19 protein-coding genes and 1 tRNA gene are annotated in these 21924 nt (G+C 43.1%); 12 read left to right on the top strand and 8 right to left on the bottom strand.

Features of this window, described 5'->3' with window-relative positions; translation table 11 throughout:
* Positions 1–255: 255 nt before the first annotated feature.
* The 6 genes from trpA to GW828_RS10085 all read right to left on the bottom strand — a co-directional run bounded on the left by trpA (position 256) and on the right by GW828_RS10085 (position 6989).
* On the bottom strand, positions 256–1059 hold the full coding sequence (gene trpA, locus GW828_RS10110) for a tryptophan synthase subunit alpha (RefSeq protein WP_124016488.1): 804 nt from the start codon (positions 1057–1059) through the stop codon (positions 256–258).
* Positions 1052–2263 carry a tryptophan synthase subunit beta gene (gene trpB / locus GW828_RS10105; protein ID WP_182741251.1) on the bottom strand — a complete coding sequence of 404 codons (1212 nt, stop codon included), beginning with the start codon at positions 2261–2263 and terminating at the stop codon, positions 1052–1054. The genes trpA and trpB overlap by 8 nt, the downstream gene beginning before the upstream one ends.
* A 71-nt stretch (positions 2264–2334) precedes the next feature.
* The gene (trpCF, locus tag GW828_RS10100) at positions 2335–3738 is read right to left on the bottom strand and encodes a bifunctional indole-3-glycerol-phosphate synthase TrpC/phosphoribosylanthranilate isomerase TrpF (RefSeq protein WP_273057406.1); all 1404 of its coding nucleotides are present in this window, start codon (positions 3736–3738) and stop codon (positions 2335–2337) included.
* Positions 3731–4774 (bottom strand): anthranilate phosphoribosyltransferase, encoded by a 1044-nt coding sequence (trpD, locus tag GW828_RS10095; protein WP_182741249.1) that lies wholly within the window; start codon positions 4772–4774, stop codon positions 3731–3733. Before trpD ends, trpCF begins: the two co-directional genes overlap by 8 nt.
* Positions 4774–5376 (bottom strand): aminodeoxychorismate/anthranilate synthase component II, encoded by a 603-nt coding sequence (locus GW828_RS10090; protein WP_124016534.1) that lies wholly within the window; start codon positions 5374–5376, stop codon positions 4774–4776. The genes trpD and GW828_RS10090 overlap by 1 nt, the downstream gene beginning before the upstream one ends.
* Before the next feature lie 41 nt (positions 5377–5417).
* The gene (locus GW828_RS10085) at positions 5418–6989 is read right to left on the bottom strand and encodes an anthranilate synthase component 1 (protein WP_273057537.1); all 1572 of its coding nucleotides are present in this window, start codon (positions 6987–6989) and stop codon (positions 5418–5420) included.
* 450 nt (positions 6990–7439) lie between these two features.
* Between GW828_RS10085 and rnm the strand changes: the two genes are divergently transcribed.
* From rnm to scpB, 4 genes are all read left to right on the top strand, one after another.
* Positions 7440–8300: an RNase RNM gene (gene rnm, locus GW828_RS10080; RefSeq protein WP_182741248.1), complete on the top strand. Its 861-nt coding sequence runs from the start codon at positions 7440–7442 to the stop codon at positions 8298–8300.
* A complete protein-coding gene (locus GW828_RS10075) occupies positions 8297–8917 on the top strand; it encodes an L-threonylcarbamoyladenylate synthase (RefSeq protein WP_124016493.1) in 621 nt (206 codons plus the stop codon). Before rnm ends, GW828_RS10075 begins: the two co-directional genes overlap by 4 nt.
* Positions 8918–8956: 39 nt before the next feature.
* A complete protein-coding gene (locus GW828_RS10070) occupies positions 8957–9745 on the top strand; it encodes a segregation and condensation protein A (protein WP_124016494.1) in 789 nt (262 codons plus the stop codon).
* A 126-nt stretch (positions 9746–9871) separates the two neighbouring features.
* A complete protein-coding gene (gene scpB, locus GW828_RS10065; RefSeq protein ID WP_182741247.1) occupies positions 9872–10618 on the top strand; it encodes an SMC-Scp complex subunit ScpB in 747 nt (248 codons plus the stop codon).
* Between the two features lie 100 nt (positions 10619–10718).
* Here the strand turns inward: scpB and GW828_RS10060 are convergent, their stop codons facing one another.
* On the bottom strand, positions 10719–11645 hold the full coding sequence (locus tag GW828_RS10060; protein ID WP_182741246.1) for a LysR family transcriptional regulator: 927 nt from the start codon (positions 11643–11645) through the stop codon (positions 10719–10721).
* A 191-nt stretch (positions 11646–11836) separates the two neighbouring features.
* On the opposite strand from GW828_RS10060, the gene GW828_RS10055 reads away from it, so the two are divergent.
* The 5 genes from GW828_RS10055 to GW828_RS10035 all read left to right on the top strand — a co-directional run bounded on the left by GW828_RS10055 (position 11837) and on the right by GW828_RS10035 (position 18102).
* Positions 11837–12916, top strand: coding sequence for an efflux RND transporter periplasmic adaptor subunit (locus GW828_RS10055; RefSeq protein ID WP_182741245.1), 1080 nt, complete (start codon positions 11837–11839; stop codon positions 12914–12916).
* Positions 12917–12919: 3 nt separating this feature from the next.
* Complete coding sequence (locus tag GW828_RS10050; RefSeq protein WP_273057403.1) at positions 12920–15985, top strand: efflux RND transporter permease subunit; 3066 nt, start codon at positions 12920–12922, stop codon at positions 15983–15985.
* Positions 15986–16404: 419 nt separating this feature from the next.
* Positions 16405–17277: a 23S rRNA pseudouridine(2605) synthase RluB gene (gene rluB / locus GW828_RS10045; protein WP_124016499.1), complete on the top strand. Its 873-nt coding sequence runs from the start codon at positions 16405–16407 to the stop codon at positions 17275–17277.
* A 194-nt stretch (positions 17278–17471) separates the two neighbouring features.
* Entirely contained in the window at positions 17472–17801 is a 330-nt protein-coding gene (locus GW828_RS10040) for a hypothetical protein (protein WP_182741243.1), read from the top strand.
* A 215-nt stretch (positions 17802–18016) separates the two neighbouring features.
* Positions 18017–18102, top strand: a tRNA-Leu gene (locus GW828_RS10035).
* Between the two features lie 376 nt (positions 18103–18478).
* On the opposite strand, the gene GW828_RS10030 is transcribed toward GW828_RS10035, so the two are convergent.
* Complete coding sequence (locus GW828_RS10030; protein ID WP_182722230.1) at positions 18479–18754, bottom strand: HU family DNA-binding protein; 276 nt, start codon at positions 18752–18754, stop codon at positions 18479–18481.
* A gap of 270 nt (positions 18755–19024) precedes the next feature.
* Between GW828_RS10030 and GW828_RS10025 the strand changes: the two genes are divergently transcribed.
* From GW828_RS10025 to rplY, 3 genes are all read left to right on the top strand, one after another.
* A complete protein-coding gene (locus tag GW828_RS10025; RefSeq protein WP_182741242.1) occupies positions 19025–20461 on the top strand; it encodes a L,D-transpeptidase family protein in 1437 nt (478 codons plus the stop codon).
* A 238-nt stretch (positions 20462–20699) separates the two neighbouring features.
* On the top strand, positions 20700–21251 hold the full coding sequence (mepK, locus tag GW828_RS10020; RefSeq protein ID WP_124016503.1) for a peptidoglycan L,D-endopeptidase MepK: 552 nt from the start codon (positions 20700–20702) through the stop codon (positions 21249–21251).
* A 349-nt stretch (positions 21252–21600) separates the two neighbouring features.
* Positions 21601–21888, top strand: a complete 288-nt coding sequence (gene rplY, locus GW828_RS10015) for a 50S ribosomal protein L25 (RefSeq protein ID WP_124016504.1) — start codon at positions 21601–21603, stop codon at positions 21886–21888.
* Positions 21889–21924: the final 36 nt, after the last annotated feature.

Here is a 21924-nt window from a genome sequence, read left to right as displayed (position 1 = left end):
ATGGATTAGTTCTATATGTTGACTATCGCCCATGGATAATTTATTCGACCTAAATGTTATTTCATCAATAAAATCTTTAGATATTTAGAGCTAATTCAATCGCAAGAGCAAACCGTCACTAATTTTACTTTACTCTACTTCGAGAGTATTTTAGATTATCACAGACTTAGAGTACCCGTCTAAAATGGCATCCATTAAAAAAGGCGCTTTAAGCGCCTTTTTTGTTTTTACTTTTCTATTTAAAATATAACGTTTCTAGGTTGCCGCTTTCATTGCTGCAGTAAATTGAGCAAGTTTTGTCAGTAATGTGACTTCATCATGTTGATGAGCTTCGATAATTTTAACCACGGCAGAACCAGATATCGCGCCTGCGGCACCGGCTTTGATGGCCGCGCGCACTTGCTCTGGTTCGGCAATACCAAAACCTAATAGTGGCGGTGGGGCATTAAATTCGACCAACTGTGCCAGAATATTCTCAATTGGCACACCGGCTTTCGATTCAGTACCCGTAACGCCGGCTCGTGATAATAGATAGGTATAACCTTCACCTTGTGCGCTGACCATTTTTAAGGTGTCAGCATCAGCATTAGGCGGTGCGATAAAGATAGGTGCGATACCATGTGCTTTTGCGGCCAAGCTAAAAGGTTTTGACTCTTCAACTGGCACATCGGCAATCAATACCGAATCTACACCTGCAGCTTGTGCTTTGGCGTAAAACTCATCAATACCATTGGCAAATACTAAATTGGCATACAGTAATAGTCCGATAGGCAGATCAGGATATTGCGCGCGTATTTTAGCGATAATGTCAAAGCAATCGCTTTGTTTAGTTCCAGCGGCTAATGAGCGTAAGTTAGCACCTTGTATTACTGGGCCATCAGCTAATGGATCTGAAAAAGGAAAACCTAATTCAAGTGCATCAGCACCATTATCAACTAAGGTTTGAATGATCTTTAACGATAATTCAGGGCTCGGATCGCCAATGGTGACAAAAGGAACAAACGCACCTTGATTCTGTGCCTTAAGTGCAGCAAATTTTGCTTGATAACGGTTACTCATTGCCGCTCTCCTGTTGTTTTTGTTTCGCTTCTAAAATATCTGCGACAGTGAAAATATCTTTGTCACCACGGCCTGATAAATTAACCACTAAAATGGTCTCTTTAGTCGCTTCTTTTGCCATGCGAACTGCGTAAGCAAGTGCATGCGCTGATTCTAATGCCGGAATGATACCTTCACAGCGAGCGAGGGTTTGGAACATTTCTAACGCTTCATCATCGGTTGCTGATTCATATCGTGCACGACCAATGGCATTTAAATGTGCATGTTGCGGGCCTACCGAGGGAAAATCAAGCCCGGCAGAAACAGAATACGACTCTTCAATTTGACCATCACTGTTTTGCATTAACGGTGATTTCATGCCAAAGAATATACCAGTTTTACCGTGTTTAAGCGGCGCGCCGTGCATCGTAGTATCAAGTCCTTTACCTGCAGGTTCAACACCAATTAATTCAACGGATGGTTCGTCAATAAAGTCGGCAAACATACCAATAGCATTTGAGCCTCCGCCAACACAGGCGATGACAGCGTCAGGTAAACGGCCTTCTTTTTCAAGAATTTGTTTTTTGGTTTCCTCCCCAATAATACGCTGAAATTCGCGCACAATTGTTGGGAACGGATGTGGCCCAGCAGCGGTGCCGAGTAAGTAGTGAGCTTTATCATAACTTGCTGACCAGTCGCGCATGGCTTCGTTACAGGCATCTTTTAGGGTTGATGAACCTGAAGTCACCGGAATCACTTCAGCACCCATTAATTTCATTCGAAACACATTTGGCGATTGACGTTCAATGTCTTTAGCACCCATGTAAACTCGACATTTTAAGCCTAAAAGCGCACAGGCTAGGGCAGTGGCTACGCCATGTTGACCAGCACCTGTTTCTGCGATGATTTCTTTTTTACCCATACGTCTTGCTAACAACGCTTGACCTAACACTTGGTTGGTTTTGTGGGCGCCACCATGGAGTAAGTCTTCACGTTTTAGGTAAATTTTTACCATTGGATTTGGACTTAAATTACGGGTAAGTGTTAGCGCTGTTGGGCGGCCTGCATAGTTTTTCAGCAGGTCGGTAAATTCAGCGATAAAGCTTTCATCTTGTTGCGCGTCAATAAAGGCTGTTTCGAGTTGTTTTAATGCAGGCACTAAAATTTGCGGTACATACATACCACCGTATTCGCCGAAATAAGGGTTAAGCTTGAGCTCGGTCATAAATGTTCCCTTTGAGTAATCGTATATTCATGTTGATTCGTTATTCGTTGTTCGTTGTTCGTTATTCAATGTTAATTGCGGCGTAACTGGGCAAATGCAGCGTTCAGTTTTTGATGGTCTTTATGGCCAGGAGCTGATTCTACTCCTGAATTTAAGTCGACCCCATAAAATCCCTGTTGGCTGGCAAGATAAACATTCTCTGCGGTTAACCCGCCGGCCAAGATGGCGTCTTGTTTATTACCAATATTGGCTTGCCAGTTAAATGTTTTTCCGGTGCCACCAAATTGCTGTGCAGATTTGCTGTCGTACAAATAACGATCGGCCCTGGCAGGTTTTGGACTCACTTCACCGCTCTGACTGTCAATTGCAATGGCTTTCCAAATTTCGGTGCTAAGTTGCTGCTCAGTCAGTAATGTTTTTAACTCTTTAATTTCAAGTTCTGTTTCATCGCCATGTAGTTGCACTGCAAAAAGATCCAGTGTTTTGGCTAAAGCTGCGATATCAGTAACGGCATGATTAACAAACACGCCGACCATGTTTAATCCAATATGACGTTGGTGCATTTGGGCGACTAAGTCACTTGCTTGTGCTGGCGTTACAGCTCTGGGTGATTTAGGATGAAATATTAATCCTCCAAATACCGCACCGGCTTGTGCCACTGCTGCAATATCGTCAATTTGAGTCAAGCCGCAAACTTTATTATTACCATAAATCAATTGTCTACAGGCTAAATCAATATCGTCTTGCGCCATTATTGAGCTACCGACAAGGTAACCGTCAACTAATGGGTTTAAGCGACACACTTGCTGATGATAATAAATCCCTGACTCACTGATCACCACTCTGTCAGCGGGGATTTGCGGTGCTAATAATTCTGTGGTGGCAAGATCGGTACTTAAGTCGCGTAAATTACGGTTATTAATACCAATAATCGGCGCGTTTAGATCAATCGCTCTAACTAATTCTGCTTCGTTACTGACTTCAGTTAAGCAATCTAAGTGATACTTTGCCGCTTCGTTTGCTAATAATCGATATTGTTGATCATCAAGCACTGACAGCATCAGTAAAATGGCATCAGCGCCTTGGTGAGCCGCTAATTTCACTTGGTAAGGGTCGACAAAGAAGTCTTTACAAATAATCGGCTGAGTCACTCTAGCGCGCACTTTAGGAATGTAGTCCATGTCACCTTGGAAAAATTCTTCGTCGGTTAACACTGAGATGCCTGCAGCATATCGAGTATAAATATCAGCAATAGCTTCTACATCAAAGTCGGCGCGGATCAGTCCTTTTGAAGGGCTGGCTTTTTTACATTCAAAAATAAACTGAGCATTCGGCGCTTTCAACGCATCAAATAAGCTACGATCTGATATTTTAGGTTGTAAGCTAGCTTCGGGGAAACGCAATTTAAGTGCGCTAATATGCGCGACTTTAGTTGCAACGATGCGGGTTAATACATTACTTTCTGGCTTACTCATGGTGTTCTCCTGCTTGGCTCACGGCAGCTAAATCGGTTAATAAGGTGAAGGCAGCGCCACTGGCAAGGGTTGCTAATGCTAGCTGTGTACCGGCTTGAACTGAGTCGCACACACCACTGATATACAAAGCACAACCTGCGTTAATGGCCACAGCATCTCGGTGAGCAGGGAGGCCATTACCTTGTAAAATAGCTTGCGTTATGAGGGCATTGTCTGCCGGTTCGCCGCCGGTGAGTTGCTCGATACTTGCGCGCTTAACCCCTAGATCTTCAGGGCTAAGTTGGTAAGTACGCACCACACCGTCTTTTAGTTCTGCCACATAGGTATTGTCATGCAATGCCACTTCATCTAAACCACTACCATGTACCACCATGGCGCGTTTTACCCCCAAAGCATGGAGCACATGTGCGATAGGCTCGATCAGTTCAAGTGTGTAAACACCTAGAAGCATAAATTCTGGGCTTGCAGGGTTTATTAACGGTCCTAGCACATTAAAAATGGTCCGGGTTTTTAACGCTTGTCTAACCGGCACAGCATGTTTTACTCCGCCATGGTAATGCGGCGCAAATAAGAAACATAAGCCCAGTTTATCTAAACACTGGCTTGCGGCATCTGGTGTCATGGTGAGTGCAATACCGCAATGGGATAATAAGTCAGATGAACCAGATTTACTCGATACACTGCGATTACCATGTTTTGCGACTTTAGCGCCAGCTGCAGCGGCAACAAAAGCAGCTGTAGTGGAAATATTGATGGTGTTATGTCCATCACCACCGGTACCGACAATATCAACAATACCGCTTTGCTTTGAGGCATCACTGCGTGGGAAGGGTTTAGCGGCTTGTCGTAATGCATCTGCCGCTCCGGCTATTTCATCAATGGTTTCGCCACGCATTTTTAGCGCCACTAACATCCCCGCCATGGTGGCAGGTTGCATATCCCCTTGAATAATCGCGCTAAAAACTTGTGTCATTTGTTCACGAGTTAACGCGGTACCTTGATAAAGGCGGTCGAATAAAGCTTGCAGATTATCCATTATTCTCCTCCAGTAAAGGCGTGGTCTTGGGTTAAATACGCTAATGTTTGCGTCAGTAGTTGGCTACCTAAGGTGGTTAAAATCGATTCTGGATGAAACTGAAAGCCTATTGCTTGATGTTGTGGATGCAATATTGCCATCGGCATATCATCGGTAGTGGCAATGATTTCTAAGCAGTCAGGCACCTTTGTCGCCACCAAACTGTGGTAACGAGCCACTGGTAATGGTGAGGGCAAATTGGCAAATACGCCTTGACCATTATGGAAGGTGGGGCTGGCTTTACCGTGAACCACAAATGGTGCTCGTTCTACTTTACCGCCATAATATTCGACCATAGCTTGATGACCTAAACAAATGCCCAACATTGGAACTTTGCCGGCTACTTTACCAATCAGTTCCATCATGCAGCCCGCTTCATGAGGGGCCCCTGGGCCTGGTGATAATACCAAGGCTGCTTTTGAGGTTTCATTAATAAGCTTTTGTGCAACATAATCGGCGCTGACATCATTACGGTAAATGATGACTTCACAACCAAGGCTGCGGAATTGATCGACTAAGTTGTAGGTGAATGAGTCAAAGTTATCCAGTAAGTACAGTTTCATGCGGTTAGTCGCTTGGTTACTGGCTTGTGTGGTTGCAGTGCTCATAGGCCACCTCCCATCTTTATTGCTGAGATAACCGCTTGGGCTTTTTGACGAGTTTCATCGGCTTCGGCTTGTGGGTCTGAATCAAATACCACGCCAGCACCTGCTTGTATATGAGCAACCCCATTTTTAACAAAGGCTGAACGGATAACAATGCAGGTATCCATGTCGCCAAGACCATTGAGGTAACCTACAGCGCCACCATAACTGCCGCGACGAGCTTGCTCTGCTTGGCGAACTAATTGCGATGCACGTACTTTTGGCGCGCCCACTAAAGTTCCCATGTTCATGCAGGCTTGATAAGCGTGCAGGGCATCTAAATCTGAGCGTAATTGACCAGTGACGCGACTGACTAAATGCATCACGTGTGAATAACGATCAACTTTTAACAATTCGGCCACTTTACGGCTACCGCTTTGGCTGATGCGAGCAATGTCATTGCGGGCTAAATCGACTAGCATTAAATGTTCAGACAATTCTTTCTTATCCAAACGCAGCTCGAGCTCTATACGACTGTCTAGGTCAAAATCAATCTCACCTTGGGCGTTTTTACCGCGCTTTCGGGTGCCAGCAATGGGATACACTTCAACTTGGTTACTGGCCGCATCGTATTTCAGGGCACTTTCTGGCGATGCGCCAAATAAGGTGAAATCAGGACCTCTGAAATAGAACATATACGGACTAGGATTGGTTAAGCGCAAAGCTCGATACGCCCCTAGGGTATTTGGACAAGGTAGACTGAAACAACGTGATGGCACCACTTGGAAAATATCACCGGCGACAATGTGTTCTTTTAAATCAATCACGGTCTGCTTAAATTGCTCGTCGGTGATGTTAACTTCTTCGTCGGTTGTCACTGGCGTTAATTGAGCAATATCGCCTAGTTCAGCGCATTGTTCGGTAACGTGTTGCAGTTGCAAGGCTAATTGCTCTGCAATGATGTTATCTTGACCGAATTGGTGGCTGACAATCTCAGCTTGCTGAGTTTGATGGTCAATTAAAACAAGTGTCTCAGCTAGATAAAATAAATAGTCAGGGCAATCATTATGCGCATTGGGCGCAGCAGGGAGTGGCTCGACGGTATCAATTAAGTCATATGCTAATACACCACCTAAAAATAAATCTTCAAATTTAAGCGGATTATTGGTTTGAATGTGCTTGATAAACATTCTTAAGCCATCAAGAGGCGATGTTGACTTTAACCGTGCATCTTCATCTTGTAACTCGGTGGCTTTTTTCAGCGTCACGATGAGAGTATCATTATCTCGTTGTTGCTGTGCATCACTGAAGAAGTTCGCTATTGGCGCTAACAGCGCGGCACCATTTTGAGTTAATGCGCTAAAGCTAAGCTGATAACCGTCGCAACGAATCATCATTGCCGCATGGGTGAGGACGATACTTTTTAAATGGTCTTTACTTTCGACCTCCGCAGACTCTAACAGCATGGTATGCGGCGCGTTATTAGTCACTTGCTGATACAGTTTTAGCGGATCTGTATGGTAGGTTAGTGCCTGCTTTTGCGTGGTAACCTGAGCGAGTTGATTTGGTGTAGTCACTGTTGTCGTCACTATGTCGCCGCTCCTTGTATCATGTTTATTTATCATCTATTGGCCTCTAATATTGTGTAACCCGAGTGACTAATTTTGCATGGGCCAGATAACAAGAAAGCCCACATTTCTGCGGGCTTTTTGGTAAAATCTTGTCTCTTAAAAATGAGCACAACGCTTCACACCACCCGTTAATTTGGGAAGTGCCACCACCAAGTAATGTGTAATGAAGCTAAAGAATGTGTCATTGTTAATCGCTATGTTATGTCTTTGTTTAATGCCTATAGGAAAACCCAGCTGGAGAGTAATGTCAATTGAATATTTCTCAAAAGCCATTAAAAAATGACAACCAGGATAACGAGAGGCTAATTATTGAGCGCTTTAGGTGGCTTGTGTATAAATAATTCATCAATTGCCATCATTTATTCATAAATCCAAGCAGTATTTTTATCGCTACTCTTGTACAATAAGCACATGATTACAGAGACTCTCCTGGCCGATCTTCATAGCCACACGACCGCATCAGACGGTCAATTAACACCAACCGAATTATTAACTCGCGCTATTGAAAAAGGCGTCGAGATGTTTGCTATTACTGACCACGACACAGTCGGAGGGTTAGCAGAAGCGCATCTTGCCAATCAAGCGCATGCCACACCATTAGTGTTAATTAATGGTTGTGAGATTTCAACGCGTTGGAACAGTTTTGATATTCATATTGTCGGTTTAAACTTAGATATCGGCCATATTGGATTATTAGACTTCTTAACTCACCAACGCCAATTGCGTGAAGTGCGTGCCCAAGAAATTGGCGAGCGTTTAGCTAAGGCCGGGATTGAAGGCGCTTATGACGGCGCAAAAGCAATTGCTGGCGACGCCGCACTGAGTCGTGGCCATTATGCAAGATGGTTAGCTGATAATGGTCATGCGACAGATATGCCTAGCGTGTTCAAACGTTACTTAGCGCGCGGAAAAACCGGTTATGTGCCTAATAATTGGGGCGACATGGCCAATGCGATAGACCACATTCATCAAGCGGGTGGCGTTGCAGTCTTGGCTCACCCTAGTGGTTACAAATTATCGGCCAAATGGCTTAAGCGCTTAGTACGTGAATTTGCAGAGGCCGGTGGCGATGCAATGGAAGTTATTCTAGGCCAGCAAACATTGGATGATCGTAATAATCTTATCGCATTAAGTAAGCAAAATAACCTACTTGCTTCTGTGGGGAGCGATTTCCACTTCCCCAGTAATTGGATCGAGCTAGGTAAAAACTTATTCCAACCTCAAGGTGTGGAATGGGTTTGGCAATCACAACATTGGACGGAAAGAGCATGAGTCAATTTTGGTATATTCATGATGAAAACCCACAAGCAAGGTTAATAAACCAAGCGGTGGCGATTCTTAAACAAGGTGGAGTCATTGTTTACCCAACAGACTCTGGTTATGCATTAGGCTGTATGATTGGCGAAAAAAATGCCATGACGCGCATGGCGCGTATTCGCCAGATAGAAAACGACACCAATTTTTCATTAATGTGTCGTGACTTATCTGAACTGGCTAATTTTGCCCGGGTTGATAATCAAGCATATCGTTTATTAAAAAGCTGTATGCCTGGGCCATATACGTTTATTTTCAAAGCCACTAAAGAAGTGCCGCGCCGGTTACAATGCGATAAAAAACGCACCATAGGTATCCGCGTGCCGAATAATGTAATTGCATTGGCGTTACTTGAAGCATTGGGTGAGCCGATGATGACCACCAGTTTGGTTATGCCAAATGAGCAATTTGCTGAGTCAGACCCTGAGCATATTCGCGACATTCTCGATCACCTAGTCGAAGGTATTATTCATGGCGGCTATTTGCCTGAAAATCAAACGACTGTGATTGATATGTCTGAAGATGAGATGGTGATATTACGTCATGGTGCTGGCGATACCAGTGCATTTGAATAACCACAGGTGACCATGGTTGATGAACCGTCAAGGATAAATATGCAAGGTAGCCAGCAGAGCCTGCCATTGGCAGTGGTTCGTGGCCAAGTACTTGATAGCATGCCACTAGACTTGTTTATTCCGCCTGAGGCCTTAGAAGTGTTTCTTGAAACCTTCGAGGGCCCGCTGGATTTATTGCTGTATCTCATTCGCAAACAAAAATTGGATGTGGTTGATTTACCCATTCAACAAATTACCCAGCAATATTTACTCTATATTGAGATCCTGACTGAAGCGCGGATTGAGCTGGCGGCTGATTATTTAGTGATGGCCGCAACCTTAGCTGAAATTAAGTCACGTTTGCTTTTGCCTAAAATGGCCAGTGAAAATGATGAGGAAGAAGACCCTCGCGTGGTACTGATCCGGCAATTAAAAGCCTATGAAGTGATAAAGCAAGCTGCTGCAGATATCGATGCATTACCACGGATTGAGCGAGATGTATTACAAGCATCGGTGAGTGCAGCTCCAGACATTAAACCTGTCACTGTGCCACCTGAAGTGTCGCTGGTGGATATTGCCCGCGCGTTTGGTGAAGTGCTGAAACGCATTGATGCCAATGAAGATCATCATGTTAAGCGCGAACAGTTATCAACCCGCGAGCGTATGAGCCAAATTTTAGCCAGGTTATCCAGTACCGAATTCATTGGTTTTGAGTGTTTGTTTGATGTCAGTGAAGGCCGAGCCGGTGTGGTCGTGAGCTTTTTGGCACTTATGGAGCTGGTTAAAGAGTTACTGGTTGAATTAGTACAAAATGAACCTTTCTCGCCCATTTATGTAAAAGCCTATTAATCAAGCTCAACGCTGTGAGCAAAACACATGACAAGTTTGACATAACGGACTTAACACAACGCAAATATTAACGATTTATCCCTCTCTTTTATCCAAAGTTGAGGTTAACGATATTCGAAGAGATCCATGAAGCCAATTAATCCTACACAGCTAAAGCAACTTATCGAAGCCAGTTTATTTGTCTTAGCTAAGCCATTGTCAGTTAACGCTATCAAAGAAACTGTGTTGGCTGACTTTAGTGTGTCGCGCTCGCGCATTCAGGAAGTGCTTGATGAATTACAACTAGATTATCAAGAACGTGGAGTGCAACTAGTGAAAGTTGCCAGTGGTTATCGCTTCCAAACTCAGGAGATGCTCAGTCCTTACCTGCAACCGCTATGGCAAGAGAAATCTCCTAAGTATTCACGTGCAACCCTGGAGACCTTAGCGGTTATTGCTTATCGACAACCGGTAACACGTGGCGATATTGAATACATCAGAGGCGTGGCTATTAGCAGCCATATCATAAAAAGCTTAGTCGATCGCCAGTGGATTAAAGTAGTGGGCCATAAAGAGGTACCTGGTAGGCCTGCGTTATTTGCCACCAGCAGTGTATTTCTCGATTACTTTAATCTTACCAAGCTAGCCGACTTGCCAGCCTTAACTGATGCCGACTCTTTACATGCTTTATTTGAAAAAGCTCAGCTAGGCATGGACAATCAATCTGAGCTTGAAACCGTCGTTGATCCAGATAACGATGACGTCGTTGCCCTTGATGAGGTATCTGAGCCAGATGGAGCTATTAAGTTTGATGAACAAGATGGCGCGGTTAACAATGACATTGATCCTGACAATCAAAACGATAATAACCCTTCGCATCAGCCACATCATTAATTAAGCATGTCATATTAACCCTTATCGGTAACATCTTGGTGCACCCTCTAGCGCTATTCGTTTTCCTCATCAATATCTAAGAGTTGGTCCAGTCGCTTTATCACATCCACACTTTTACATGTGTCGACGGCGATTGATAATGGCCACTTTGAGGCAGATTGGCTAACATGTAATCGATAAAGCGTTGGCTGGCAAGACTTAAAAAACGCCTCGAAGGGTAAACTAAAAAGACTACCGCCATATAAGGTGGGAGTTCATCAAACAAACGCACCAATTTGCCATGTTTAAAATCCTCCTGACAAATTCGCAAAGGTAAATAACCTATGCCGCGGCCAGAAAGCGTTGCTTCATAAGCGAGTTGGATACTATTGGTACACAAATTACCTTTCACCGCTTGCATCGCATCATTTGCCAAAGGCACTTCGCTGAAGGTTTTACCATTAGGGAAGCGAAATAAAATCGAATTATATTGCTCTATGTCCTCTGGTGAATGCGGTGTTCCGGCGTTAGCCAGATATTGTGGACTGGCAACAAAATATAACTCTTCGCGAATAATCGGTTTTGCCACCATGTCTATTTCGCTAAACGTTTCTTGGACCATAAATGCAATATCGATATTGTGTCTGACCATATCGAGGGGTTCTGTGCTGCTAATAATTTCAACTGACAGCTTTGGATTTGCGTCCATAAAATTAAAAATTTTGCTGACAATGTCCATCATCTCTGGGATAGGGAAGATTAATATCCGCAGATGGCCATTGAGTTCAGCTTTGTTATCGGTGATTTCATCTAATGTCTGTGCTAAATCAGCTAGCATAGTTAAGGTTTTTTGGTAGAAATGACTGCCTGCGGAGGTGAGGGTGATGGCGCGGCTTTGACGGTGAAACAGCTTTAAATTTAATGACTCCTCTAACGATTGCAAGCGTCTACTGACGGTTGACTTAGGCAAATTCAATAAGTTAGCCGCTTCAAGAATGCTGCCGGTTTCGACGATGCGGTGGAATAATGCAATGTCTTCAGTTTTCATATTGTTTGCTCTAATAATGCTTGATAAGTCAAACTCAAATAATGGGATTGATATTCCCAAATAAACCCATTTATTGCAACTATAATTCAGCGTATTGTTCGAACCAATTGTAAATTAACTGTCATCTCAAAAAGAGATGATGATGTTGTCATTACGTCAGTTTAAATCTCTGTTACCAAGGAACATAATCGATGAAATATCGCTCAACATTGCCGTTGGCATTGCTTATTTCTACTATTCTAGCTGGTTGTACGCCTGTCGAAAGCGCCGTACAAGAAGAGCTTGTACGCCCCGTTAAATTGTTTGAGGTCGCGCAATCTTCAGGCAATACTATTCGCCAATTTCCTGCCAGAGTTGAAGCCAACAGTCGAGCACAATTATCATTTCGGATTTCAGGTCAGCTTGTCAGACTGGATCTTGTGGAAGGGCAGCAGGTTAAACAAGGTTTTTTACTGGCTCAATTAGACGATCGCGATGCGCGTAATAATTTAATGACGCGTGAAGCTGAGTACGATTTGTTGCTGGCCGATTTTAGCCGTAATCAAACGCTACTCGATCGTAAACTGATTTCCCAAGCACTATTTGACAGCAGTAAAGCCCAACTTAAGTCGGCTAAAGCAGCGCTAGCAGCAGCCAATGACCAAGTGAGTTATACCCGTTTAGAAGCACCATTCAATGGCACCATTGCTAAGCGACTAGTGGATAATCACCAAATTGTTCAGGCAAACCAAGGGGTAATGACCCTGCAAAATAATCATTTGCTTGATGTCACTATTCAAGTGCCTGAAGCTATGGCAGCAGTCTTAACTCAAGATATTGCCAATGGCTTAGCGGCAAAAGTACGTTTTAGCGCAGTAGAGGGCATGTCGTTTGATGCCAAATTTAAAGAATACTCAACCCAAGTGACGCCGGGCACCCAAGCCTATGAAGTGGTGTTTTCATTACCACAACCTGACAATGTGCAATTACTGCCAGGCATGAGTGCTGAATTAACCTTAGCTACGCTCAACGAATCACCACAAGGCTTTACTGCGATTGTGCCTATTTCTGCTGTAGACAAACAAGATCAAACAGGTGAGGTGACAGTATGGCGCTATCAGCCAGATAGCGGTGACATTAATCCGGTGAAAGTGACGCTTGGTCGCGTAAGCACAGATGGTGTTGAAGTGTTGAGTGGTTTGCAAAAAGGCGACGTTATTGTTGCTGCTGGATTGTCGCAATTATCTGCAGGCATGAAAGTGAAGCCATTACGCTGGCAACGGGGAGTGTAGTTGATGAATGTTGCTGAATATTCCATTAATCATAAAGTGATTAGCTGGATGTTTGTATTTTTACTGCTTATTGGTGGCAGTGTGGCTTTTACGGGACTAGGACAATTAGAGTTTCCAGAATTTACCATTAAACAAGTGCTAGTGATCACCGCCTATCCTGGTGCATCGCCTGAGCAAGTGGAAGAAGAAGTGACCTTGCCGCTTGAAGATGCGTTGCAGCAGCTTGATGGCATTAAACACATCACTTCTATCAACAGTGCTGGGTTATCACAAATTCAGGTTGAGATTAAAGACAATTATGACAAACATCGCTTACCCCAAGTGTGGGATGAGGTGCGTCGAAAAGTAAATGACACCACAGGGGGCTTACCACCTGGTACCGCTAAGCCACAAGTGATTGATGACTTTGGTGATGTATACGGTATTTTATTGAACTTGTCAGGCAACGATTTTAGTAACCGAGAACTGAGCAACTATTCCGACTATTTACGCCGTGAGTTGGTGCTTGTTCCCGGGGTAAAAAAAGTCTCTGTTGTAGGTGATGTGACAGAGCAAGTGGTGATTGAGATTTCACAGCAGAAACTGTCAGCGCTTGGTTTAGATCAAAGTTACATCTATGGATTAGTGAACAATCAAAACGTGGTGTCTAATGCTGGCAGCATTGTGATTGGTGATAATCGTATCCGTTTACATCCCACTGGTGAGTTTAGTTCTGTAGAGGAGTTGTCTCGTTTAGTCGTCAGTTCACCGGGCAGTACTGAACTTATTTACCTTGGAGATATTGCCAATATTGAAAAAGACTATGACGAGACCCCTAATGTGCTTTATCACAATAGTGGTGAGGCGGCATTATCGTTAGGTATTGCGTTTTCAGGCGGCGTAAACGTTGTTGATGTGGGCAAGCGTGTGAGCGAGCGTTTAGTTGAACTTGAATCGCAACGGCCGTTAGGGATGAGCCTTGATACGGTTTATAACCAAAGCTCTGCGGTTGATCATACCGTACAAGGTTTTTTGATTAACCTTTTAGAGTCGATTGCGATTGTCATCGCAGTATTATTATTATTTATGGGCCTGCGTTCTGGACTATTGATGGGCCTAATTCTGCTGTTAACTATTTTAGGTACTTTCATTGTAATGAAGGTATTGGACATTGAATTGCAGTTGATATCTCTGGGGGCGCTGATCATTGCCTTAGGTATGTTAGTCGACAACGCGATTGTGGTCACCGAAGGTATTTTGATTGGCTTACAGCGTGGTAAAACTCGTCTTGAAGCAGCCAAGCAAGTGGTATCGCAAACTCAGTGGCCATTATTAGGCGCAACTGTGATTGCCATCATTGCCTTTGCGCCAATTGGTTTGTCACAAAATGCGGCCGGTGAATTTTGTCGTTCATTGTTTCAAGTGTTAATGATTTCTTTGTTTATTAGTTGGATTACAGCAATCACCTTAACGCCATTTTTCTGTAATTTGTTATTCAAAGAGGCTTCACCACAAGCTGAACAGGTAGACCCTTATAAAGGCTGGTTGTTTACCACGTATCGTCGTTTTCTGTATTTTGTATTACGTTTTCGTCTAGTGACATTATCAGTGGTGTTGGCGATGTTAGTCACCGCAGTGATAGGCTTTGGTCACATTAAGAACGTGTTTTTTCCCGCATCAAATACGCCAATATTTTTTGTTGATGTATGGATGCCAGAAGGGACAGACATTAAAGCCACGGAACGATTTACTGGCGAAATAGAGAAAAAGCTACTGCAAGAAAGTGAGCTTAATGACAGCGGGTTAGTGCACCTGACATCTGTCATCGGTCAGGGTGCCCAGCGTTTTGTGTTACCTTATCAGCCTGAAAAAGGCTATCCAGCCTTTGCTCAGCTTATCGTAGAAATGCGCGATCTAGCAGCCGTTAAGGCTTATATGCCCCAAGTTGAACAGTTGTTAAATAGCCATTTTCCCCAAGCACAATACCGTTTAAAAAATATGGAGAATGGTCCATCACCAGCGGCGAAAATTGAGGCGCGTTTCTATGGCGAAGATCCTCAAGTGCTGCGCAGTTTAGCCGCGCAAGCGGAAAGTATTTTTAGAAACGAACCGACAATGGACGGTGTTCGCCACAATTGGCGCAACCAAGTGCCACTCATCCGTCCACAATTACAAAATGCTCAAGCACGTGAAACCGGCATCAGTAAGCAAGACTTAGATAATGCCTTATTGGTTAACTTTAGCGGTAAACAAATTGGTTTGTACCGTGAAACCAGCCATCTATTACCGATTGTTGCTCGTGCACCAGCAGCAGAACGGCTTCAAGCGGATAGTTTATGGAAGATGCAAATCTGGAGTACAGAGAACAATACCTTTGTCCCAGCAACGCAAGTCGTCAGTGAGTTCAGCACTGAATGGGAAAACCCTTTGGTGATGCGCCGTGATCGTATTCGTATGTTGGCTGTCTTGGCAGATCCTAAATTGGGCTCTAACGAAACTGCAGACTCAGTGCACAAAAAAGTTAGACATAAAATAGAGGCGATTAAACTGCCTTCCGGTTATCGCTTGGAGTGGGGCGGGGAGTTTGAATCGGCAGGCGAAGCGCAAACAGCTGTTTTTAGCTCAATTCCCATGGGTTATTTAGCGATGTTTTTAATCACAGTGTTTCTGTTTAACTCTGTACGACAACCCTTGGTCATTTGGTTTACGGTACCGTTGGCGGTTATTGGTGTATCTGCAGGGTTGTTGATATTTGATGCTCCGTTTAGCTTTATGGCATTACTTGGATTGTTGAGCCTGTCTGGGATGGTGATCAAAAACGGCATAGTGTTGGTTGATCAAATCAATCTTGAACTTGAAGAGGGGAAAGAGGCTGGATTTGCACTGGTTGATTCGTGTGTGAGTCGTGTTCGCCCTGTTATGATGGCTGCGATTACCACCATGTTGGGTATGATCCCTTTAATTAGTGATGCTTTTTTTGGTTCTATGGCGATTACCATCATCTTTGGTTTAGGTTTTGCTTCACTATTAACTTTAGTGGTGTTGCCCGTTATGTATAGCCTAGTGTTTAACCTTAATGTGACTCGCTGATCGATCAATAATGCTATTTGATTGATTAAGGCTGCTGATGCAATAGTGCCAGCAGCCTTTTTGAAGGCATTAATCTATCATTAGCGACGTTGTACAGCAGGCTGCTTAATGTATTTCTGTTATCAACAATGGCTGACTCAAAATCGGTCAGCTTTTACGCCTCCATTGGTCTTGTTCGCAAACCAATCGCCAGCTTGATATTGATGACATAGCATAGATTGATTTTGCTGCGTTTCAGTTATCTCTTATCCTTAGTTGAATGTAACTGTGGTATTTTTTGCTCACCAGCCCCATTCAGCGTATAATCTACGCACTTTTCTAATTGTATGCGCCATAGGCGGGTACAATCCTAAAAAGACAATAAAACAAGAGTAATTAACCTTTTGTTTTTTATAAAACTTCTTTAAAGAGTCCCGCTAATGAGTGAAAAATTGCAGAAAGTCTTGGCCCGTGCAGGCCATGGCTCCCGTCGTGAGATGGAGGCATGGATTGCTGCAGGCCGAGTTAGTGTTGACGGTGAAATTTCTGGTTTAGGTGATCGTGTTGAGGCTGATGCCAAAATACGTATTGATGGCCGTGCCGTCTCATTAAAATCAGCTGACGACATTATTTGTCGTGTACTGGCATACCATAAACCTGAAGGTGAAATTTGCTCGCGCAAAGATCCTGAAGGTCGTACTACCGTGTTCGAACGTTTACCTAAAGTGCGTGATGCTCGTTGGGTTGCGGTAGGGCGTTTAGATATTAATACTTCAGGGTTACTATTATTTACCTGTGATGGTGAATTAGCTAATCGTTTAATGCATCCGTCTAATGAAGTAGAGCGTGAATACGCTGTGCGTACTTTTGGTGAAGTGCCAGAGGCTGCAGTGCAGCGTTTACGTACCGGTGTGACCTTAGAAGATGGCCCAGCCCAGTTTGATACCATCAAAGCTGCGGGCGGCGAAGGCATCAATCAATGGTGGCATGTTACCCTTCGCGAAGGACGTAATCGTGAAGTGCGTCGTTTGTGGGAGTCTCAAGACGTACAAGTTAGCCGTTTAATCCGCGTGCGTTATGGTCAAGTTGAATTGCCAAAAACATTGCCTCGTGGTGGCTGGATTGAACTGCCAATTGACCAAGTGAACTACTTACGTCAACTTGCTGGTTTAGAACCTGAGACACGTTCAATTTTAGGCTCGGACAAACACAGTGTTGCCCGTTCTAAAGTGAAAAGTGCTAAAATTCGCCGTGCAGTTCATAAGCATAAAGTGGTGGGTAATCACGGCAAACCAACGCGTCAGCGTAGCTAATACATCAGTTTTGCTTTGTTTATAGGAGGTCGCGAAAGCGGCCTTTTTTGTTAATTTTTATTGATAAAAATTATATATTGCTCACCTACTTGTCAAAAGTTTTTTCTCAGATATGATTCTCAAAATTTACGGCCTATTGAGCTGTTATTCGACAATTTATGCGCTGCGGCGTTAATACTAATGATTAGGAATGTATGAAAAAAGTATTGGTTGGTTTATTGGTCTTGTTACTAGTAGCTTGCGCATCTGCACCGAGTTGGCAAGGTATGTCTGAGCGTGAGATCAGTCAATGGAAAGCGATAGGGTTTGATTCAACCCAAGCGCAAAATTGGCGTGTCAGAGGCTTTGGACCTGCAGAATCTGATGGTTGGATAAAAGCAAACTTCACGTTAGATACGGCAACGACTTGGGCCAAAGAAGCCTTTAATGTTGAAGAAGCTCAAGTGTGGAGTGAAGCCGGTTTTGAGATTGAAGAAGCGGTAACTAATCGCAGTAAAGGCTTAACACCAGTAAGAGCAAATTAATTATTTATTGTGCTAAGCACTTTGTTTTGTTGGATTTTACATCGGATTGACGTTTTTTAAAGCGTTCAGTTTGATGTAATGAAAATTTTAGTTGCTTGGCTCAAAAAAATCAGTAAAGTGTGCCCCAAGTTAAGCCGGACGCGAAAGCAGCTTGGTTTACCTTACGTAATAACAAATTAAGTGAGTTGATATTTTTATCAAAACACGCTCAGTTTGCCCGAGTGGTGGAATCGGTAGACACAAGGGATTTAAAATCCCTCGCTGAATAAGCGTGCCAGTTCAAGTCTGGCCTCGGGTACCATTATAATCTCTAGTAATAGAGAGTGGTGTAAAAAAGCCTCAACTTATGTTGGGGCTTTTTTACGTCTGTAATTTGGTAGTTAAGGGTAACAAACGCAAAAGAAGGTGAGGGCGATAAGAGCGAACGAGCCTAGATGCTAGGGCGGACTTCATCCTACTAGTCCGCTACGCGGCTATAAGAGCGTTTGAGGTCTGAATATTACAGAGTTATAGCCTATAGCTGCTAAACACTCTAGTACTTAGACTTATAAGGTTTTAACGCTGACTTCAGTGGTATTTGCATTCAACAGCCTGCATATCGCCCTTTAGCTACTTCAGTTATAGCCTCTAGCTTCGAAGCGTTCTAGCACCTCGGCTTTTAATCTCTAGTGCCTCAGTTAATTGTTGATTAGCGCTTTTAATGTTGGCGACGCTTTAAAGCTGGGTTGATTAAATCCGTCAATCTCTATGGCTGCACCCGTTTGTGGATTACGGCCTACTCTAGGTAAGTAAAAACGCAATTCAAACGTGCCAAATTGTGGAATGTAGATTTTCTCACCTTCAGCTAAACCTTGATGAATAATGGCTAGGATCTGTTCAAGTTGTTGCTTTGTTTGAGCTTGAGGTTGGTCCATTTTATTGGCCATTGATTGGATGAGTTGCTTTTTATTCATGACAGTCTCTATAACTTAAGTACTTCAAAACCCTCTTATAACAATTCAATATCGACCTTCCTAGTTGTGTATTCATAAATTAATGTTAAGTGGTTACTTTTTATATTTACGATTAACTTTTATACACAGAGGTAATATTTTAGTATTCACTTTTGTTGCTTAAATGTTTCGTTCATTCAAAGCGCGTTATTATTTGCCATAATGACTATACCCATTTCACTTATGTCATAAACATGACAGTATCGTGGGGTGTCGCTAATGGGGAAGAGTATGTTCAGTAAACATAAACTGTCTATAAATGTGAGCATAGTAGCCATATTGCTTTGGAGTATATCGTCATTTGTTTTGGCCGATACTGATGATATATATCCTAACTTAACTCAAAATCTGCAATTACAGTATTTGGCTGAACCTAATGCGCAGCGAGCACACTATTTAGCAATATTACAATCAGAGTCAGCTGCAAAGTCATTAGAATATATCGATCTCATTCAGCAAAGTGTTGCCACTTTTTGGCGTAATAAAAAGGTGCCTATCGCATTTGATGCAATCGAGAGTTCGGCCTCGTTGCTTGAAAAAAATATCGCACTGGAACCTGCCGTCGATGATTACCTGAGCGTCATAAATGCGCTACGCAAGTTAATGTGGTTATCGCAAACTCAAGATTGGCAAGCTATCACAGTTGATGCCTTGCTTCGCCCTGGCGATAGCGATCCCAATATTAAGTTAATCAACCAACGTTTGTGGCTATTAGGTGATGCCAGCGAATTACTTGCTGATGAAGTTGTGTATCAACCCGCGTCAGCGGAAAGTGTTAAACGTTTTCAGTCTCGCCATGGGCTAAAACCTGACGCCGTGATTGGTCCAAAGACCTTATTTTGGTTAAATCAAACTCCGCTTCAACTGGCTTCTTTATTAGCAAAGAGCTTTGTTGAAAAAACAGCATATTTAAGTCAATTGCCTCAACCTTATTTGTTAATTAATATTCCTGCTTTTCAAATGGTATTGGTGGATGATAATCAGGTCGTATTGTCATCGAAAGTTATCGTGGGTAAACCGTACCGGCCGACTCCGCTGATGACAGGGCAAATTTCAAATATCATCATCAATCCTACTTGGACGGTACCTCGACAGATTTTACGCCAAGATATTTTGCCGCAAATAAGGCACTATGGTGACTATTTTGCCGACAAGCATTTTGATGTGTTTGATTATGAAGGTAATATAGTTAATAAAACTGCGGAGCAATGGCAGCAAGCAGCAATAGGGCGCTTTCCTTATCGAGTCGTGCAGCGTCCTGGAGGTGATAATGCTTTAGGCCGATATAAATTCCATTTCAATAATGATCAAAGTATCTATTTGCATGACACCCCCAATCGAACGCTATTTTCAAAATCACAAAGAGATTTATCATCAGGTTGTGTCCGCATTGAAAAGGTACAGCAATTAGCCGACTGGTTTGTCAACCATTTGGTTATCGATAAACGAACCTGGAATCGCTTACAGTCTAATTATACTCAAACCCAATGGTTTGCCTTATCTGCATCTTTACCCGTGCACATGGTCTATTGGCGTGCTTGGGTGGATGAGCAATATGTTATTCAGTATCGTGATGACATTTATCAGTTAACTCCAAAGGCAGCGGTCAATTTATTAAGCCATCAAGGCGCCAGCAAAGATATTGTGCAGGCATTATCAGTTAATTAAGTAAAGTTAATGGCTGCTCACTTTGCTGCTAAGCACTTGAGCAATATCACACTCTTATATTACCGTGCGTGTTTTTAATCTCACGCAACAGCGCCAGACTTGCATTTATGAGCATTAATGGTTAATTTATTCGCCAGTTGGATAAAAAAACAACAACTTATCCGATCGTGTTGTGAAGATTAAATCATGCCTCAAAGGCTGATAAGTCCTGAATTTAGATAATTAAAGTGGTGTATAAATGACAATTGAGTGTCTAACTCGTCGGCAGGTATTATTAGGCTTAAGCGGTGCCGCAGTGGTGACTCTGTTACCTAATACCGCCCAAGCAAGTCGTGCAACTATTGGGGTTAAAGATTTACGTTTTTATAATCTACATACCGGTGAAAGAAGTCAGGGAAGCTTTTGGGTTGATGGTCAATATCAATCAGCGACACTGACTGAATTTGATCATGTATTACGTGATCATCGTCAAAATGTAGCCGCACCAATTGATAAACGATTATTTGAATATTTGTATAAATTGCAGGCTACGTTAGATAATCAAGATGAAATCCATGTTATCTCCGCTTATCGTTCACCGAAAACGAACCAAATGCTCGCATCTCGTAGTAATGGCGTAGCGAAGAAAAGTTATCACATGAAAGGCATGGCAATGGATATTGCTTTACCTGGGGTAAAAACCAAACATTTGCGTGATGCCGCCGAGTCTCTTAAGCTGGGCGGTGTTGGGTTTTATCCTCGCGATGGCTTTGTACACATTGATTGTGGTCCAGTGAGACGTTGGGGTTAATAAGACAAATCTCATTGAATATCTGGTCAGTTCAGAGTCTCTCAGGTTTCAAAGTCCTTTAGGCATCTTTAGGCGCTTTAAAAATAAGACATTCCCACCATCCATTGCGGTCAGATGCTAGAGGGTGAGTTACGCAGGAGCTTGTTACCGAGAGTCACTGTTTGTTTCAATCATCTGTCTTGCCTATAGCACTTTGAACTCCCGCTGAAAGATCACATATTTAATAGGATTGGTATATCTTCTTGTGGGTTGATAATGGCTGTGGTAATATCCGCGCGCTTTATTTGAGTCATCGTTGGTCGAGAATGATGACGCCTTCATACTTTATTAATTATTAAGTGAGTGACTAATGTCTTACACAATCAACGCAGTAACCCGCACAGAAATCGGGAAAGGTTCGAGCCGCCGCCTACGTCATGCCGGTAAAGTTCCTGCAGTAATTTATGGTCCAGGTAAAGAGCCTGTATCAATCACGTTCGAACACAAAGACATCATTAACATCCAGTTAAATGAAAACTTTTACACAACTGATTTAACTATCGTTGTCGATGGTAAAGAAGTTAAAGTTCGTGCAAAGGCTATCCAACGTCACGCATTCAAGCAATTAGTTGAACATATTGACTTCATGTTTGTCTAACTTTTGCTTTGAAAAAAGCGCCTAAGGGCGCTTTTT

The organism is Shewanella vesiculosa (assembly GCF_009994065.1).
Classification (GTDB): Bacteria; Pseudomonadota; Gammaproteobacteria; order Enterobacterales; family Shewanellaceae; genus Shewanella; species Shewanella vesiculosa.
The sequence above is the reverse complement of the archived record's forward strand: the minus strand, read 5'-3'. Positions and strand labels throughout refer to the sequence as shown.